This window comes from Microbacterium sp. GQ128 (assembly GCF_059758615.1).
In genome coordinates this window covers 529,838-546,687 of the sequence record NZ_JCAXDY010000001.1, presented here as the reverse complement: position 1 = coordinate 546,687, position 16,850 = coordinate 529,838, and the positions used below count along the sequence as shown (strand labels likewise).

Genomic DNA, 16,850 nt, shown 5'->3' with positions numbered 1-16,850 from the left:
GAGACCTTAGTCGGTTGGCAGGGCTTTGTCTGTCGGCCGAACGTCCTACAGACACGGAGCTTGCGGGTCGGCGATGCTACAGCTTCCAGTTACTCAGGGAGATAGCTCATGACGAAGAAGTTCTTGACAGTATCGTCACGCGGGGCGAAGGCGCTGATAGCCGAGGACGGTCACCAGGTCGAAAGTGATACATTTCATTTATGATGGTGTGGATCGTGTACTTGGAAGAAACTCCTGGTTTCATCGGCTTTTTTGACGTCGAAAGCGACGCGTACGAATTCCAGGAAAAGTATGCGGCTGATAGCGGACTCTCAGTTCTGCTTACCCCCGTCTCTGTGCCTTATCGGGTCGCAGGAACAGATGGGCCTCTTTATTCGCAGTAGACGCTACGACTCTCCTCCCGCGCGTCAAGCGGCTCGAGTGTCTAGCGGCCCGGCTTACGCGGCATCATCAGGGAACGACGCGCCCGACCTCCCGCCACTCACAGCGGTGAGCTCGGCGGACGTTCCCGATGAGTACCTCGTCTACCCGGATGGAACACCACTTCCTGCTGATGCGGTGGTGATGACGGACGCGGAGATGGATGCACTTGGGTCGGACACGAGCATCGGCGCTCCTGAATCGAGGCCAGGTGCGACCACGAGAGCGACGGTAGTAGGAAATTGTAAGTTTGCGGTGGGGCAAATGTGGAAGAGATCATCCGGACAGGGGTTCCCCTCCGGTTCAGTGGGCGCGAAGCCAGCAATCTCTAGTTTGGGGAGCCGTCACCAAGACGCACATCAGGTCCATCGTTTTCATGCATAACGGGTGGCTCTGGGTTCCCGTTACTAAAGCCTTCGAGAGTTTTGGCACGTGGAACATGGTGCAAAAAAGTGTCCAGTACAAATGCAATGGGACCGGGCAGCACACGTTCCGCGTTGTCTCGTATTTCAAAGCCTCTGGGGCCAAGGATGTCACCGCTGCGTCAGCTCAGCTCAGCTCCGGCGATTACAAGCTCCAGTGCGGCTAAAGAACTGTCTGATCTCATGACGCGGTGAGCAATCGCTGCACTGAACCGCGAGCTGGCCCGTCACCCTCGAACCCGTCACCGTCATCTCGGACTACGAACGACGACTGCTCTCGAACAAGACGCTCGTCCACGCACTCGAGTCCGCATCAGCGGAAGTCGAGCGAGGCAAGATCGTCCCGGCTGAACGTCGACACGTCGCCGCTGACCAGCAATACGAAGAAGGCCCACGATCGCACCTCGGCCTTCTTCCTATTGCAGCGCGATCCAACGCTACGAACAAGCGAGATCGGCCAAATCTTAGTGATTGACGATTAACCGATAATGCACATTATGTCAGTTCGTAATGAGGGCATCGGCATTCCCCGCGCTTAGGCACCGAACAGATACCGCGCCGGCGTCTGCTCCTCGCCGAAGGCGGCGTCTTGCTGTTCCCCGTCGTTCCAGCTCATCGACGGGAAGCGGGTGGGTTGACGGAGGTACTCCGCATTTCTCGAAACCGGAACCGCCGCCCTTCACAGTCGTCTCCTGGAGGCGTACGGGGACTGTGCGTTGGGCGAAAGATGGCAGCGCGAGCTGGCGGAGCGATCCAAGTGACGCCGGTCATGGGCCCCGGCTCCTCCCCCGCAGCGCTGGGGTGCTTGCAGGTCCGGGCCACTACTCCGTGGGCGTGTCGAGTACCTCGTCGACGAGCTCGATACCACCTGTCGAGCTCACCGTCACCGACCCGCCCGGCGCCGCGCTGTATCGGCAAATGCGACGCTTCCCAGGAGCACGAGGAGAGCGGCGAGGGCCAGTAGATGCGGAGAGAACGTCCCGCCCGTGCCAGCGAGACCGCTCGCTGGCGGCGCGGGCGGCGCGGCCGTCGGGGTGGGCGAGGGCGTCGGGCACGAGGCGAGGTTCGTCGGCGGGTCGATGGTGATGGCAGCAGACGGGTTCACTCGCACCTCGAGCGTCCAGGTGTCGCGTGTGGCCATGCCCGCGTCGTCGATTACTGCATCGGGCACCTGGACCTCCCCGGTGAGCGGGTCGCCCGCTTCCCAGTCTGGTGGTACTCGGAGATACTGTACGGCGTCCGCACCATCGTCGAGGATGGCCTGCTCGGCGGCGGCCGGGATGGAGTCGTCATGGGTCGGGTAGACGTCCGGTCCCCACCAGATCGCGGCGACGACAGGTGTCGGGTCTGCGGCGACTCCCTCTAGGGCGACGTCGTACTCCAGGTATCCGACGTCCGCCCGGCAGACCGTGCTCGCGACCACCGTCACGCTGGACAGGCACAGCTCCGGGTACAGCACCTGTGTGGTCAGCCCCTCGGTGATGAATGCGCCGCCACCGTCATACCCGGTTGCAGCGACCCGGGGCCCGCATGCGGAGCCCCAGTCGTTTTGTCCGGGAAGCGTCTCCTCGCGGGCGTCGACGGCGACCACTCCGTCGATCAGCTCGTTCCCCGTGTTGCTGTCTTCGCCGGCTTCAGCATTCGGAAGTGTCACAATCGCGGTGGAATCCTGCGGGAAAGAGTTCTCGGTCACACTCATCGTGGTGCGAAGCGCGCGCCGGTCTGCGGGAGCCTGGAATGGCGCGACAGCGAACGCTTGTGCAGCCTCGGCTTCATCCGGCGGTTGAGGCACCTCCGGCGATGGCGTAGACGCATCTGGAGGCTCCGCAGCTGCGAGTTCGATCGCCACAGGAGTGGCGTCCGGGACACTCTCTACCGCACCCACGCGGATGAACGGGCCGGCTCCTGTGAACTGATTGCGCGTGACGGACAGGTCGCTCGAGGAGTACGAGCCGGGCTCGTCGAGGTCTTCCCAGAACGTCGTCACGCTGATCGCGGCGGCGGTGGGAGTTGCAGAGTCGAACTGGATCGCGTTGTTCTCGACGACGAATCCGTGCACCGGGGTGGCGAGGATCACGAACTGGTCGCTGCCGGTGACGGCGTTGTTCTCGAATGCGAAGTCCTCCACACCCTGAGGCAGGTAGATGCCGGCGGGATTGTTGGTGAACGTGTTGTCGTGCCAGTCGATGCCGCTACTCACCTGACGGAGATTGTTCACGGGGACGTCGGAGGGATTAATGGTGAGGTTGGCAATCGCCGCGTTGTCGTGGACTTCACTGTCTCGCAGCTCGTACCCCGTCACCCCCTCGGTGTAGCTGGCATACCACTCCATACCGGAGATGTCCGCGTTCTCGATGACCACGTCGTACGTCATGTCCCAGTAGAGACCGGTGGCCCCACCGACCAGCAGAGCGTCAGAGACGAAGACGTCCCGGGAGGTGTAGAAGCGGATCGCGTTAGTGCCATCTGTCGGTCCGGGTCCGGGGACTCCGGTGATGTGGGGCGAGGTGATGCGTGCGTTCTCGGTTTCCCAGCCGTTGATGCCGTCGCCTCGAACGTCGAGTCGGGCGTCCTCGATGAGAGCGTCGGCGGAGCTTGCAAGTTGGATGCCGCTGCCGGAGTCCGTGACGACGGGGCGAATGATCTGCGGCCCTGCGATCAGGGGCAGGTTCAGCTCCGGGGCGACCCGGGTCGCCCCGATCCCGACGGTCACGTTCGACACTCGCGCATCGGTGACGACGGCACCCGGTGCCCTCGCGACGGTGATGCCCGTCTGCGGGAGTTCATTGGTCCCTGAGACGTCGACATCGGTCACCGTCGCTCCGGTGGTGGCGCCAAGGGTGATGCCGAACGCCTTCACGTTCACGACGCTGATCGTGGAACCGGTGATCTCGGGACCTGCCCCCGTGTTCAGACCGTCGACGTAGATGCCGCGGGTGAATCCCGTGATGGTCGCATCCGCGATTTCCGCGTCGCTTGCCATGAGCACTCTGATGCCGTCGGTGATGCCGGTCGCCCCCTGGCCCTGAACCTGGGTGCCGGTGACCGAGGGAGACGCTGTCGCGCCGAGGCTGATGCCGATTGTGCGTGCCGAAACGGTGCCGCCATTGATCACCGGCCCTGCGGCTGCGTTGACATCGTCGGCGTGGATGCCGCGGGCGAAGCCGGAGACGTCCGAGCCGCTCACCTGGACGCCGGACGAGCGTCGAAGGTTCACGCCGGTGGAGTTGCTCGCTGCTGTGCCCGGACCCGTGCGAAGGACGTCGAGATCACTCAGCCGAGCATCAGACGTGGCACCGAGGTCGACGCCAGTGAGAGAAGCGCCGAAAGAGCTGCCCTCGAGGTTCGGGCCCGCTCCTGTGTTCGACGCGGCGACGAGCACACCGTTCACGAAGCCATCTGCGGTGGTGGATGCCACCTTCGCGGCTGTCGCGAGATTCACGTTCACCGCGGTTCCGGCACCGGCCCCGCTCAGAGTCATTCCCGTCACGGACGGTGCGCTGGTACTACCTAGCGCCACCGCATTGCCTGTCACGTTCATCGATCCGCCGACGAACGTCGGCCCTGGGTTCGCGTTCGCTGCGGTGATCGACGCGCCGGTGGAGACGGCACTCACGGCGATGCCTTCGATCCGTGCGCCGCTGGAGCCCGCCAGTGCGAGTGCGGTGTCGACGTCGGTGATAGTCGTTTCCAGCACTTGCGTGCCGGTTGACCCGGTGAACCCGATCCCTGTCGTACGGGTGAACGGGGTGGTGCCGTCGGAGGTCGAGTTTGCGACGAGGAGATCGGTGAGAACAACACCCACAGCCGCGCTGGGCACGGTGACGACGACCTGGCTGTTGGCCGCCGGGCTCAGGGTCAACCCAGTCGTCGAGAGACCGCCGGCATTCACCGTGACCCGACCATAGAGAGTCGTCGCCCCTGACGCGACGATGGAGGTCGACCGTGCAACAGTCAATAGCGAGGTGAACTTGTATGAACCCGGGACGATCCCCACTGTACCGCCGTCGGGAACAGCGTTCAGGGCTGCTTGCAGCGTTGTCTTCGTTGCTGGCTCCGTGGCTCCCAACCATGCGATCAGGGCAGTGTCCGACGCCGCAGCAGGCGGTGAAGGGGTGACCGCGGCGATGACAGGTGCAGCCGCTGCCTCGCGTGAAGCCACGGGAGGAGCCGCGGAGGCTGGTTCGTTAGACCGCGGCGCCGGTGCCGGCGCTGCTTCTCCAACGTCCGTGCCTTGCTCCTCCGGAGTGTCGGGAACTCCGCTCGGAGACGGATCGGGCTGCGGCTCCGGCGTCGGGGGCGAGGTTTCCGGGTTTGGCTCAGCAACATCGCTTGAACCCTCGTCGCCGGACGGATCAGCAACGCCTGAATGTGCCGTTGTTGCATCTGAGCTGGTGACAGGTGGTGGCGGCGGAAGCTCATCGGCACGCGCCATCGTAGGCGCCAGCGTCGTCATCACCACCACTGCGATCACCGAGAATGATGTCATTCTCGCCGACAAAGCCGCGCCGAACTGTGCAGCCATCGGATACCCCCCCGAGAGACCAGTCGTGTGAGCAGGGTACGGCCGTCGTGGCAGCTTGTCACTACCTGTGCCCGAAAATCACGCGTTCGACAAGTGCCACGAGGTCCCGGTCTGGCAGGCCAGCCCCATCGGCCCGTTCGATGGATGGCCGACGCCCGGCAACGGCTTCGAGTATTTCTACGGGTTCATCGGCCGGGTGACCGACCAGTGGTACCCCCGCCATGACAACGTCCGTCGGGAAGAAGGACGTTTCACCAACTTTGGGGCCGAGCAGACTGTGGGGGTCATCCTGTTCGACGACAAACGCGGCGTCCCGCCCTGAGCCGCGTCTGAGCCGGACCTATTGCGCGGACCAGACGCCGAGCTCGTTGCCGGTCGGGTCGGAGAAGTGCAGGCGTCGCCCGCCGGGGAACTCGTAAGGCGCCTGCAGGATCGTGCCACCTGCCGAGACGATGTCACTCATCGTCGCGTCGAGGTCGTCCGAGTACAGGAGCACCAGCGGTCCGCCGACCGGACGCGGCTCGTCGGCGAGCATGAGTCCGCCGACCTCGCTGCCGTCACCACGCGGGGACACGATGCCCGAATAACCGGGTCCGTAGTCGTTGAAGGTCCACCCGAACGCCTCGGCGAAGAATCGCCTCGATGCTTCGAGATCGGTGACCACGAGTTCGACGTAGTCGAGGGAGTGATGCAGAGGGGAACTGGTCATGGCGTCACATTAGCCGCCACGTCCGACATCGGCTGCGGGTCGGGTGACGCTGCCGCAGGAGTAGCGTTGACATGTGCCGCAGGTCCCCCACTCCCCCGTGTCCACGCCAGGATTTCGCGCAGGGGTGATCTGGTCCGTCGGCGTCGCGGCCTACGTGCTGGCGATCACGAACCGCACCTCCCTCGGCGCGGTCGGAGTGGAGGCGGCCGACAGGTTCCAGGCGGACGCATCGACACTCGCGCTGTTCGCCGTCGTGCAGCTCGCGGTCTACGGCGGGATGCAGATCCCGATCGGGATCCTGCTCGACCGCTTCGGCTCCCGCCCCATCATGACGATCGGCATGTTGCTCATGGCGGCGGGGCAGCTCACCATGGCCCTCTCCCCCAGCATCGGCATCGCGATCTTCGCGCGTGTTCTGCTCGGTGCGGGTGACGCGGCGATCTTCCCCGCCGTGCTGCGTCTGGTCGCGACGTGGTTTCCCGCACAGCGTGGTCCGATCATGGTGCAGTTCACCGGGATCATCGGGCAGACCGGTCAGCTGATCGCCCTGGTCCCGCTCGCGGCACTGCTTCATGCGACGACCTGGACCATCACTTTCGGCAGCATCGCCGGCCTCGGAGTGCTGTTCACCATCCTCGTGGCGCTCGTCATCCGCAACCACCCCGCAGAGCGCGGCGCCGACGTCACGGTGAACACCGACACGGGCGTCATCCGCGTCGTCACATCGGCGATCGACACGGGCGTCGGCATCCGCGCCGCCTGGGCCCATCCGGGCACTCGCCTCGCCTTCTGGTCCCATTTCACGACGCCGTTCGCGGGCACCGCGTTCGTCCTGCTCTGGGGAATGCCCTTCCTCACCGCAGCCGAAGGGCTCGATACGGCACATGCGGCGGGGATCATCTCGGTATATGTCGTTGCTGGCATGCTTCTGGGACCGATCATCGGCGACCTCTCGCGAAGGTTGCCGAACCACCGGTCCCTGGCGCTCGTCCTCCCCGCTGTGGGCGTGCAGATGGCGGCGTGGATCGCCGTCATCGCCCTTCCTGACACCGCTCCGCTCTGGCTGCTTTACGTACTGGCGATCGCACTCGCGACCGGCGGCCCGGCATCGATGATCGCGTTCGACCATGCCCGTACGCACAACCCGAGCCACCGACTGAGCACGGCGACAGGTGTCACCAACGCGGGTGGGTTCATCGCCGCGCTCATCGCGATCTTCCTGATCGGACTCGTCCTCGACATGCAAGGCGCCGGTACTCCCGAGACATACACGCTCGAAGCGTTCCGCATCGCCTTCCTCATGCCGATCCCGCTGTGGATCATCGGTACGGCGTTCATTCTCATCGAGCGCAAGCGCACACGCATCCGCATGGGCCTCGATCCGGAGCGCCGTCGCTGACTGTTCCGCGATCGGGGATACGGAGGTTCAGCGAAGAAGGTGCTGAATCGTCTCGACGATCAGCTCGACACTCACGCGCTCGGGCACCTCGGCGTCGCCTGCTTCGAACTCCGCCAGCTCGACACCGCGGACGGAGTCCTGCGGAAGCGCGGAGAAGATCGCGGCGATCTGGTGCGGCAGCAATCCGCCCCCGACCCGGTAAGCAGCCGGGATGTACCCTGGCTCGAGCACGTCCCAGTCGACGTGGATCCACACAGGGCGACCGGCGACGAGCTCCCGCACCCGCTCCGGCGTGCTGTCCGATGGGGCCAGCACCGTCACGCCGGCGCCGGCGAGCAGCTCCCCCTCGGCCGGATCGATATCGCGTCCGCCGACCACGACGACCTGCTTAGGATCGAATCCTGAGCCGTGCCCGCTGTCCCAGAGTCCGCAGGCGGCCGCGAGGACCATTCCCCCGAGGTAGCCGGACTCCGTCGTCTCGGGGGTGTTGAAGTCGCCGTGCGCGTCGATCCACAACAGCACTGCGTCGGGGTGACGCTCGGCGACGGTCGGAAGGGTGCCGAGACTCGCCGCGCACGTGTTGGTGATGAGCAGCGGTGTCGTTCCGGCGCCCAGCGCGCTGCGCAACGCATCGCGCAGACCGGTCAAGGTCTCCTCCGCTTGCGGGAGCGCGACGGACCAGTCATCGACCGTGCTCGCCGTGGGTGTTCCGACGACCTGTGGCTCGAGATCGAGCAATGACGCCACCGCCTCGCCGACTCGGCGGGCGCCGACGAGGGCCCCGTCGGTGCGGTCGGCGACGCGACCCTGGGAGACGATGAGCGAGTATGCGGATGCCATGGATCCAGCTTTCCATCCGGGTGACGACGGACAAAACTGGCGACCGATCACACGCGCTCAGTGACCGGCGGACGCGGGGCGTGCGTGTGACTACCGCCTCCGCGGCGTCCAGCCCGAAGGCAGCGGACCGTCTTGCACTGCACGTTCGCGGTCTCCCTGAGCCGACCAGCCCTGCGCCTGACCGGGCGTATCGAACGCCCCTCGCGCGAGACGGAGTCCCACGTCGTCGTGATGCATGCGCGGCGCTCCCCCACGACGAACCGATGCCCGGACGCTCCACGCGTCGTCGGCGAATCCGCCGCCGCGGAACACGCGATAGCCGTCGTAGCGGGCGGGGTCCAGGAGGTCCCAGCACCACTCCCAGACGTTGCCGAGCGTGTCGAAGAGACCGTTGAGGTTCGGGAGCTTGCCGCCGATGTCCTGTGGAGAAGACACACCGTCCGCGCTCGTCCACGCGGCGTCGGCGAGGGGCGCATAGTGGGGGCCGGTCGATCCGGCGCGGCACGCGAACTCCCATTCCGCCTCGGTCGGCAGCCGGTAGCCGTCGGCCGTGGTGTCCCATGTCACCTCCTCGCCGTCGAACAGGTAGACCCGGTCGAGGCCCTCCCACTCTGACGCGGCATTGCAGAAATGCACAGCCCGCAGCCAGGAAAGATCCGATGCGGGGCGCCGTGGATGCCGGACCGGGACACCGAGGACGTCGGCAAGCTGTTCCTGTGTGACCGGGTAGACGCCGATCTCGAACGGCTCGAGCTCGACCACACGCTGCTCTCTGCGGCGTGCATCGTTCAGGGTCACGACACCCGCAGGGATGCGAGCGAGTTCGAGGTCGCTCACGCACCCACCCGCAGCGTCCGCGCGAGCCTCACGAGGGAACCCGTTCGACCCACGTGGGGTACTTCGCGGTGCGGCCGTCACCGGACGACGTGCGCGTCACGCGACGCCGCACCCACGGGCCGACGAACTCACGGTAGTAGGCCAGGCCGGACGGACCGGTACCCAGACGATCGTTCGGCGCCCACCAGGTCTCCGGAGGTTCGAAGCCCAGCGCGTGCAGCACGCGGGCGGCCACGCGATGGTGCCCCGCGGCGTTCATGTGCAGGCGATCGTCGGCCCAATACGCGCCTCGGGAGAGCTCCCGATCCGGCCAGTTGAGGGCTCGGATGACATCGGGGCGCGCTTCGATCCGCCGCATCACCGCCTCGGAGAGCAGATCTCCTCGACGCTGTACGAGCGATCCCATCGGAAGCTGCCCACTGGGGTTCGCACCGGAGAGGAGGATCATGGTCACCCCCTCTTCGTCGCAACGGCGCAGCACCCGGCTGAACGCATCCGCGATGTGCTCGACGTCGGTACGAGGGCGCAGCATGTCGTTGCCGCCGCCGTTGAACGACAGGTGTGTGGGGCGCAGGGCGAGCGCGGGCTCGAGCTGTTGCTCGACGATCGGCCAGGCCAGCTTGCCGCGGATGGCGAAGTTCGCGTATTGGATGGGGTGTCCTGCGGCGTCGGCCCAGCCCTGCGCCGCGAGATCGGCCCACCCGCGCTCCTGCCCGTTCGGGAGCACGTCGCCGACGCCCTCTGTGAACGAGTCGCCGATAGCCACGAAACGCACATCTGCCATCCTCCCAGCCTATTGCGGCCCGACGACACCGGGCTTCAACGATCGTCGAGAGCCTGGCCTCTTCGATCGACGAGGCCCCAGGCGGCGGCGGCCGCGCCGAGGAAGCAGACGCCGAACACCGCGAATAGCAGGGGTGCTCCTCCGGCTAGAAGCAGGACGGGGACGGACAGCGGCGCCACGATCGAGGCGATCCGACCGATTCCGGCCGCCCATCCCGCTCCGGTCCCCCGCAGAGACGTGGGGTAGATCTCCGGTGTCACGGCGTAGAGCGCTCCCCACGCGCCGAGATTGAAGAAGGACAGCGCCATTCCCGCGCCGATGATCGCTCCCTCGGTGGAAGCCGTGCCGAAGACCACGGCCGACACGGCAGAGCCGACGAGGAACACTGAGAGGGTCAGACGTCTCCCCCAGACCTCGATAAGCCAGGCGGCGACGGCGTATCCGGGGAGCTGGGCGAGTGTGATGATGAGGGTGAACCCGAAGGACTTGACGAGGTCGAAGCCGGCATCCACGAGGATGCTGGGGATCCAGATGAAGGCACCGTAATAGGCGAAGTTCACTCCGAGCCAGACCAGCCACAGGCATAGCGTCCGCAGTCGGAACTCCGGATTCCACAGGGTTGCGAGGCGTGCGCGCGCCGTGATCGCGATGGCTCGAGAGGGCGGCTCCTTCCGGATGGCCGGTGCCGAGAGGACTCCCGCATCCGCCTCGAACGTCGACACGATGCGGTCCGCTTCTGCGATGCGGCCCCGAGAAGCGAGCCAGCGGGGTGATTCGGGCATCCGCCAACGGACGAACAGTGCGTACACCGCGGGGATGGCGCCGAGTGCGAAGGCCCATCGCCATCCGGCGTCGGAGGTGGGGATGACGAGGAACCCGATCACCGCCGCGGCAGTCCACCCGAGAGCCCAGAAGGCCTCCAGCACGACGATCAGACGACCGCGGATGCGGGCCGGAGCGAACTCGCTCACATACGTCGAGGCGACGGGGAGCTCGGCGCCGAGGCCTAGACCGACCAGGAACCGCAGGACGAGAAGCGCGGCGAGTCCGCCCACGAGTGCGCTCGCACCGGTCGCGACGCCGTAGACGAGCAGCGTGAGCGCGAACACCTGTCGTCGTCCGAAGCGATCGGCGAGGAGCCCGCCGAGGGTGGCGCCGATGGCCATGCCGACGAAACCGATGGAGGCGATCCAGCCGGCATCGCTCTTGCTGAGGTCCCACTGCTGCGTGAGCGCCGCGAGGATGAACGAGATGAGACCGACATCCATCGCATCCAGCGCCCAACCGAGCCCGGACCCGGTCAGCAGGCGGAGGTGGCGACGCGTGAACGGGAGCCCGTCCAGGCGTTCAGCGAGCGAGTCGCGGCTCGGCAGGGCGGTGTTGGCCATGCTCCTCATCGTAGAGCCGCGCCAAGACCGCCCTGCCCCGGATGACGTCTCAATCGCGCTCGGCGAGGATCCTGCGCACCCGCGGGATGACCTCGGTGCCGTAGAGCTCGATGCTGCGCATCATCGACTCATGCGACAGGGTGCCGGTGGCGTACTTCAGGTCGAAGCGTCCGAGGCCGAGAGTGGTGATGGTATCGGCGATCTTCGCCGCGACGCGGTCCGGGGAGCCGGCGTAGATCGCACCCTCCGGTCCGACGTCGTTCTGGAATCGCGCGCGGCTGTACGCGGGCCATCCGCGCTCACGCCCGATGGTGTTGTTCATGGCCTCGAAGCCCGAGTAGGCGGCATCCCACGCTTCGGCGTCGGTCTCGGCGATGTGCCCCGGAGAGTGTACGGAGATCGGGTGCGACGTCGTTCCGAAGGATGCGACCGAACGGTGATAGAGATCGACGAACGGCTTGAAGCGGTGGGCCGGTCCCCCGATGATCGCCAGCATCAGACCCAGACCGTGGCGGGCAACCCGCACGACCGACTCCGGACTGCCGCCGACGCCGACCCAGGTGCGCAATCCGTTCTCGGTCTTCGGGAACACGTTGGCGTTCTCCAGCGAAGCTCGCATGGTGCCGGACCAGGTGACGGGTTCCTCCTTGAGCAGCTCGACGAAGAGCTCGAGCTTCTGCTCGAACAGGGCGTCGTAGTCGCGCAGATCGTAGCCGAACAGCGGGAAGGACTCGATGAAGGAGCCGCGTCCGAGCACGACCTCGGCCCGCCCGTTCGAGAGCGCATCGAGCGTCGAGAACCGCTCGAACACGCGCACCGGGTCGTCCGAGGACAGCACTGTGACCGCTGTACCGAGTCGGATGTGCTCGGTGCGCGCAGCGATGGCGGCGAGCACCATCTCCGGTGCGGAGACGGCGAACTCCGTGCGGTGGTGCTCCCCCACCCCGAAGAAGTTCACACCGACCGTGTCGGCGAGCTCCGCCTGCGCCACGATGTTGCGGATCGTCTGCGCCCCGGTGAGGAGCTCTCCGTCCGCATCCCTCGTGATGTCGCCGAAGGTGTCCAGCCCGAATTCGATGCTCATGTCATCCCTTCCTATTCGCGTGAATGAACACGCGAGGGCCGGACAGCATTCCCGTCAGCGCGGCAGCAGCGTCGTACGCAGCGTGTCGAGGCCGACGCCGCCGATGTCGAGGGCCCTCTTGTGGAAGTCCTTGAAGGAGAAAGAGTCACCTTCGGCAGCCCGCACACCGTCACGGACCTGCTCCCAGATGCGCTGACCCACCTTGTACGACGGCGCCTGACCCGGCCAGCCGAGGTAGCGGTTCACCTCGAACTGCACGAACTGATCGGACATGTTCACGTTGCGGCGCATGAACTCGAGGGCGTAGTCCGCATCCCAGACGCCGTCACCGTCGAGCCGCGGCTTGCCGAGGTGCACACCGATGTCGAGCACGACCCGGGCTGCCCGCATCCGCTGCCCATCGAGCATTCCGAGACGGTCGGCGGGATCGTCGAGGTAGCCGAGCTGCTCCATCAGACGCTCCGCATAGAGCGCCCATCCCTCGGCATGCCCCGAGGTGCCCGCGAGCAGACGGCGCCAGGAATTGAGCTCGGCGCGGTTGTAGACCGCCTGCGCGATCTGAAGGTGGTGACCGGGGACGCCCTCATGGAAGACGGTGGTGAGTTCGCGCCAGGTGTCGAACTCCGTGACGCCCTCGGGAACGGACCACCACATACGACCGGGACGGGAGAAGTCGTCTGTCGGGCCGGTGTAGTAGATCCCACCCTCCTGCGTGGGGGCGATCATGCACTCCAGGGTTCGGATCGCCTCGGGGATGTCGAAGTGCGAGGTACCGAGCTCGGCGACGGCACGATCGCTGGTCTCCTGCATCCACTTCTGGAGCGCATCCGTGCCGACGAGCTTGCGGGCGGGATCGGCCTCGAGATGAGCCACCGCCTCCTCGACCGAGGCTCCGGGAAGGATCTCGTTCGCGATCGCGGTCTGCTCCTCGACCATGCGTGAGAGTTCTTCACGGCCCCATTCGTAGGTCTCATCGAGATCGATCGTCGCACCGAGGAATCGGCGGGAGTTGAGCGCGTACAGTTCGCGACCCACGGCGTCGACATCGCCGGCCGCCGGGGCGAGCTCCTCGGCGAGGAAGCGACGCAGCTCGTCGTAGGCGACCCGTGCGGCGGCGGAGTTGTCGGCGAGCGTCCGCGCCAGGGAGGCGGGAAGCTGCCCCTCGTCGGGGTCGGCGTGCGCCACGAACGCAGCGAAGAAGCCGTCATCGGCGGTGTAGCGGTCGATCTGGGTCGCGACCTCGACCACCTGGCGGCGCGCGGGCGTGACGCCCTCCGCGATGCCGGTGCGGAGCGTCTCGACGTAGCCGCGGAGCGCCCCGGGGACGGCGGCGAGGCGAGTCGCGATCACGTCCCAGTCCTCGACCGTCGACGTCGGCATCAGGTCGAACGCCGAACGCACATCCTGAGCGGCCGAAGCGATGACGTTGAGATCGCGCAGATGCCACTTCGCATCGTGAAGCTCGAGATCGAGGCGGAGTTCCGCGCTGAGATCGGTCTTGGTGACCTCATCGATCGCGTCGACAGGAGTTAGCGCAGACAGCTTGTCGAGGGTCGACCGGGTCGCCGCGGCGATCTCCTCATGGCCGGCCGGGCTCAGATCGCCGAAACGATCGTTCACCTCGTCGCGGCCGATGTAGGTGCCGAGAGTGGGCGCCAGAACCGCGATCTTGTCGACCCATTCATCGGCGACGGCGTCGATGGCGGAGGGGGTGCGGGGAGCTGAAGTCATAACTGCCAGCCTAATCCCCGGGCCCCTTCCCCCGCCGGAGGTCAGTGCGCGGCTTCGTTCCAGTCGCGACCACGACCGACCTGCACATCGAGCGGCACGGACAACTCGGCCGCATCGCCCATGCGCGCGCGGACGATGCGCTCGGTGGCATCCCACTCCCCCGGAGCGACTTCGACCACGAGCTCATCGTGGATCTGCAGCAGCACCCGCGAGGAGAGCTGTTCGGACCGCAGATCGTCGTGGATGTGCAGCAGGGCGATCTTCATGATGTCGGCGGCGCTGCCCTGGATCGGCGCGTTGAGCGCCGCACGCTCCGCGTTCTCACGGAGCACACGGTTGGGGCTCGCGAGGTCGGGGAACGGGCGACGGCGGCCGAAGATCGTCTCGGTGTAGCCGACTTCCTTGGCCTTCATGACCGAGGCGCGCAGGTAGTCGCGCACCGCGCCGAAACGCGCGAAGTACTCGACCATGAGCTGCTTGGCCTCGGCCTGCTCGATGCGCAGCTGCTTGGAGAGCCCGAACGCCGAGAGCCCGTAGACCAGGCCGTACGACATCGCCTTAACCTTGGTGCGCATGGCGGGCGTCACCTCGCTCGGCTCGACGCCGAAGACCCGCGCACCCACGAAGCGGTGCAGATCTTCGCCGCTGTTGAACGCCTCGATCAGTCCTTCGTCACCCGACAGGTGCGCCATGATGCGCATCTCGATCTGCGAGTAGTCGGCGGTGAGAAGAGCCTCATACCCTTCGCCGACCTCGAACGCGCTGCGGATGCGGCGCGACTCCTCCGTGCGAACCGGGATGTTCTGCAGGTTGGGGTCGGTGCTGGAGAGGCGCCCGGTCTGGCTGCCGGTCTGTACGTAGGTCGTGTGCACACGGTGGTCGTCGCCGATCGCCGTGTCGAGCGATTCGATGATCTGACGCAGCTTGGTCGCTTCGCGGTGCTGCAGGAGCAGGCTCAGGAAAGGATGCGGGTGGCTCTCCTGAAGGTCGGCGAGCACCGCCGCATCCGTCGAGTAACCCGTCTTCGTCTTGCGGGTCTTCGGGAGCTGGAGGTCTTCGAAAAGGACCTCCTGCAGCTGCTTGGGCGAGCCGAGATTGAATTCGCGCCCGACGACGGAGAACGCCTCCTGCGCGAGCCCCTCGGCGCGCGTGGCGAGCTCGCCGGAGAAGGTCGAGAGCACCTCGTGGGAGACCGCCACACCGGCGACCTCCATGTCGGCGAGGGTGAGCAGCGTCGGCAGCTCGATGTCGACGAGGACCTTGCCGACCGACTCCGGGATGTCTTCCCGCAGCGCATCGGCGACGCGCAGGGCGAACCACGCCTCCTGGGACGGCGTCGCGCCCTCGGTCTCGGGCACGAGCTGCGACGGGTCGGCCTCAGGCAGCTTCTCGCCCAGATAGCGCTCGACGAGGTCGGCGAGGGTCTTGTCGGGGAAGCTCGGGCGCAGCAGCCAGCCGGCCAGGCTCGTGTCGTAGGCGAGGCCACGGAGCCGGATGCCCTGACGGATCAGTGCCTTCACCTGCGGCTTCGCATCGTGCAGGACCTTCGGTGCGTCGGATTCGATCCAGTCGCGCAGGGCTTCTGCGGCGGCATCCGTCCAGTCGGCCTCGCGGAGCTCTGTCAGCGTGGCGACCCCGATGCGCACCGGCACGCCGCCCTGGGTGGCGACGCGAAGTGCGACATCGCCGCTCTGCGCTGCAGCCCAGGCCGCGAGGTCGGTGGGCGAGACCTCGGCAGGGACGGGAAGGACGACGACGGAGGCGGGGTCGTCGGCGACTTCGCCGGCTCCGACAGCTTCGAAGACTCGCGGTAGAAGCGTGCGGAACTCCAGACGCGCGAAGATGTCGCGCACGGCCTGCGCATCGATCGGCGCGACCGCGAGGTCGGCAGGCCCGACCGGAAGCTCCACATCGGTGAGCAGACGGTTGAGCTTGCGGTTGCGGCGCACGTCGTCGATGTGATCGCGGAGATTGCCACCGACCACACCCTTGATCTCGTCGGCCCGTGCGATCAGCTCGTCGAGTGAGCCGAACTGCGTGAGCCACTTGACCGCGGTCTTCTCACCGACCTTCGGCACACCCGGCAGGTTGTCGCTGGTCTCGCCGACGAGGGCCGCGATGTCGGGGTACTGCTCCGGACGCACACCGTACCGCTCCTGGACGGTCGTCGGGTCGTAGCGCTTGAGCTGCGACACGCCCTGAACCGACGGGTACAGCAGCGTGACATCGTCGTTGACGAGCTGGATGGTGTCACGGTCGCCCGAGACGACGAGCACCTCGTAGCCCTGCTCCGCGCCCTGGGAGGCAAGCGTAGCCAGGATGTCGTCGGCCTCGATCCCCTCTTTCGTCAGGACCGGGATCGACATGGCGGCGAGGCAGTCCTGCAGAAGCGGGATCTGCCCCTTGAACTCCTGTGGCGACTCCGAGCGCGTGGCCTTGTACTCCGGGTATTCGTCGGTGCGGAACGAGTGCCGTGAGGTGTCGAAGGCGATGGCCAGATGCGTCGGCTGCTCGGCCTTGATGAGGTTCACCAGCATCGATAGGAAGCCGTAGATGCCGTTCGTGTGCTGGTTGTCCTTCGTCGTGAAGTTCTCGACCGGAAGGGCGAAGAAGGCACGGTAGGCGAGCGAATGGCCGTCGACGACCATGAGGGTAGGCTTTGCGGAGTCCGTCACCCTGTCAGCCTAACGAGGACGACAGACACCCGCTGA

At 66.3% G+C, this 16,850-nt stretch carries 11 protein-coding genes; 2 read left to right on the top strand and 9 right to left on the bottom strand.

All coding sequences use genetic code 11. The annotated features are described in order from the left end of the window. Window positions 1-1,725: 1,725 nt before the first annotated feature. Window positions 1,726-4,800 (bottom strand): beta strand repeat-containing protein, encoded by a 3,075-nt coding sequence (locus AC6CHX_RS02635; RefSeq protein WP_498271535.1) that lies wholly within the window; start codon window positions 4,798-4,800, stop codon window positions 1,726-1,728. Window positions 4,801-5,434: 634 nt separating this feature from the next. Here AC6CHX_RS02635 and AC6CHX_RS02630 point away from each other — a divergent pair. Continuing rightward, the gene (locus tag AC6CHX_RS02630) at window positions 5,435-5,689 is read left to right on the top strand and encodes a hypothetical protein (protein ID WP_498272039.1); all 255 of its coding nucleotides are present in this window, start codon (window positions 5,435-5,437) and stop codon (window positions 5,687-5,689) included. Between the two features lie 18 nt (window positions 5,690-5,707). Here AC6CHX_RS02630 and AC6CHX_RS02625 read toward each other — a convergent pair whose 3' ends face one another. Beyond that, window positions 5,708-6,076, bottom strand: a complete 369-nt coding sequence (locus AC6CHX_RS02625; protein WP_498271534.1) for a VOC family protein — start codon at window positions 6,074-6,076, stop codon at window positions 5,708-5,710. 124 nt (window positions 6,077-6,200) lie between these two features. Here AC6CHX_RS02625 and AC6CHX_RS02620 point away from each other — a divergent pair, with 124 nt between their 5' ends. Then, window positions 6,201-7,475, top strand: coding sequence for an MFS transporter (locus AC6CHX_RS02620; protein WP_240745191.1), 1,275 nt, complete (start codon window positions 6,201-6,203; stop codon window positions 7,473-7,475). 27 nt (window positions 7,476-7,502) lie between these two features. On the opposite strand, the gene AC6CHX_RS02615 is transcribed toward AC6CHX_RS02620, so the two are convergent. From AC6CHX_RS02615 to polA, 7 genes are all read right to left on the bottom strand, one after another. Next, window positions 7,503-8,315, bottom strand: a complete 813-nt coding sequence (locus AC6CHX_RS02615; protein WP_498271533.1) for an arginase family protein — start codon at window positions 8,313-8,315, stop codon at window positions 7,503-7,505. A gap of 90 nt (window positions 8,316-8,405) precedes the next feature. Beyond that, the gene (locus tag AC6CHX_RS02610) at window positions 8,406-9,152 is read right to left on the bottom strand and encodes a formylglycine-generating enzyme family protein (protein WP_498271532.1); all 747 of its coding nucleotides are present in this window, start codon (window positions 9,150-9,152) and stop codon (window positions 8,406-8,408) included. A gap of 28 nt (window positions 9,153-9,180) precedes the next feature. Continuing rightward, the gene (locus tag AC6CHX_RS02605; RefSeq protein WP_498271531.1) at window positions 9,181-9,936 is read right to left on the bottom strand and encodes an SGNH/GDSL hydrolase family protein; all 756 of its coding nucleotides are present in this window, start codon (window positions 9,934-9,936) and stop codon (window positions 9,181-9,183) included. A 35-nt stretch (window positions 9,937-9,971) separates the two neighbouring features. Next, window positions 9,972-11,324, bottom strand: coding sequence for an MFS transporter (locus tag AC6CHX_RS02600; RefSeq protein WP_498271530.1), 1,353 nt, complete (start codon window positions 11,322-11,324; stop codon window positions 9,972-9,974). A 49-nt stretch (window positions 11,325-11,373) separates the two neighbouring features. Next, a complete protein-coding gene (locus AC6CHX_RS02595; protein ID WP_452325587.1) occupies window positions 11,374-12,408 on the bottom strand; it encodes an LLM class flavin-dependent oxidoreductase in 1,035 nt (344 codons plus the stop codon). 54 nt (window positions 12,409-12,462) lie between these two features. Further along, entirely contained in the window at window positions 12,463-14,139 is a 1,677-nt protein-coding gene (locus AC6CHX_RS02590) for a DUF885 domain-containing protein (RefSeq protein WP_498271529.1), read from the bottom strand. 41 nt (window positions 14,140-14,180) lie between these two features. After that, window positions 14,181-16,814 (bottom strand): DNA polymerase I, encoded by a 2,634-nt coding sequence (polA, locus tag AC6CHX_RS02585; protein ID WP_498271528.1) that lies wholly within the window; start codon window positions 16,812-16,814, stop codon window positions 14,181-14,183. Window positions 16,815-16,850 lie beyond the last annotated feature (36 nt).

Excerpts from the sequence above, each read along its gene's own strand:
- AC6CHX_RS02625 (WP_498271534.1), bottom strand. The coding sequence starts at position 6,076 with ATGACCAGTTCCCCTCTGCATCACTCCCTCGACTACGTCGAACTCGTG.
- AC6CHX_RS02615 (WP_498271533.1), bottom strand. The coding sequence starts at position 8,315 with ATGGCATCCGCATACTCGCTCATCGTCTCCCAGGGTCGCGTCGCCGAC.
- AC6CHX_RS02605 (WP_498271531.1), bottom strand. The coding sequence starts at position 9,936 with ATGGCAGATGTGCGTTTCGTGGCTATCGGCGACTCGTTCACAGAGGGC.
- AC6CHX_RS02600 (WP_498271530.1), bottom strand. The coding sequence starts at position 11,324 with ATGGCCAACACCGCCCTGCCGAGCCGCGACTCGCTCGCTGAACGCCTG.
- AC6CHX_RS02595 (WP_452325587.1), bottom strand. The coding sequence starts at position 12,408 with ATGAGCATCGAATTCGGGCTGGACACCTTCGGCGACATCACGAGGGAT.
- AC6CHX_RS02590 (WP_498271529.1), bottom strand. The coding sequence starts at position 14,139 with ATGACTTCAGCTCCCCGCACCCCCTCCGCCATCGACGCCGTCGCCGAT.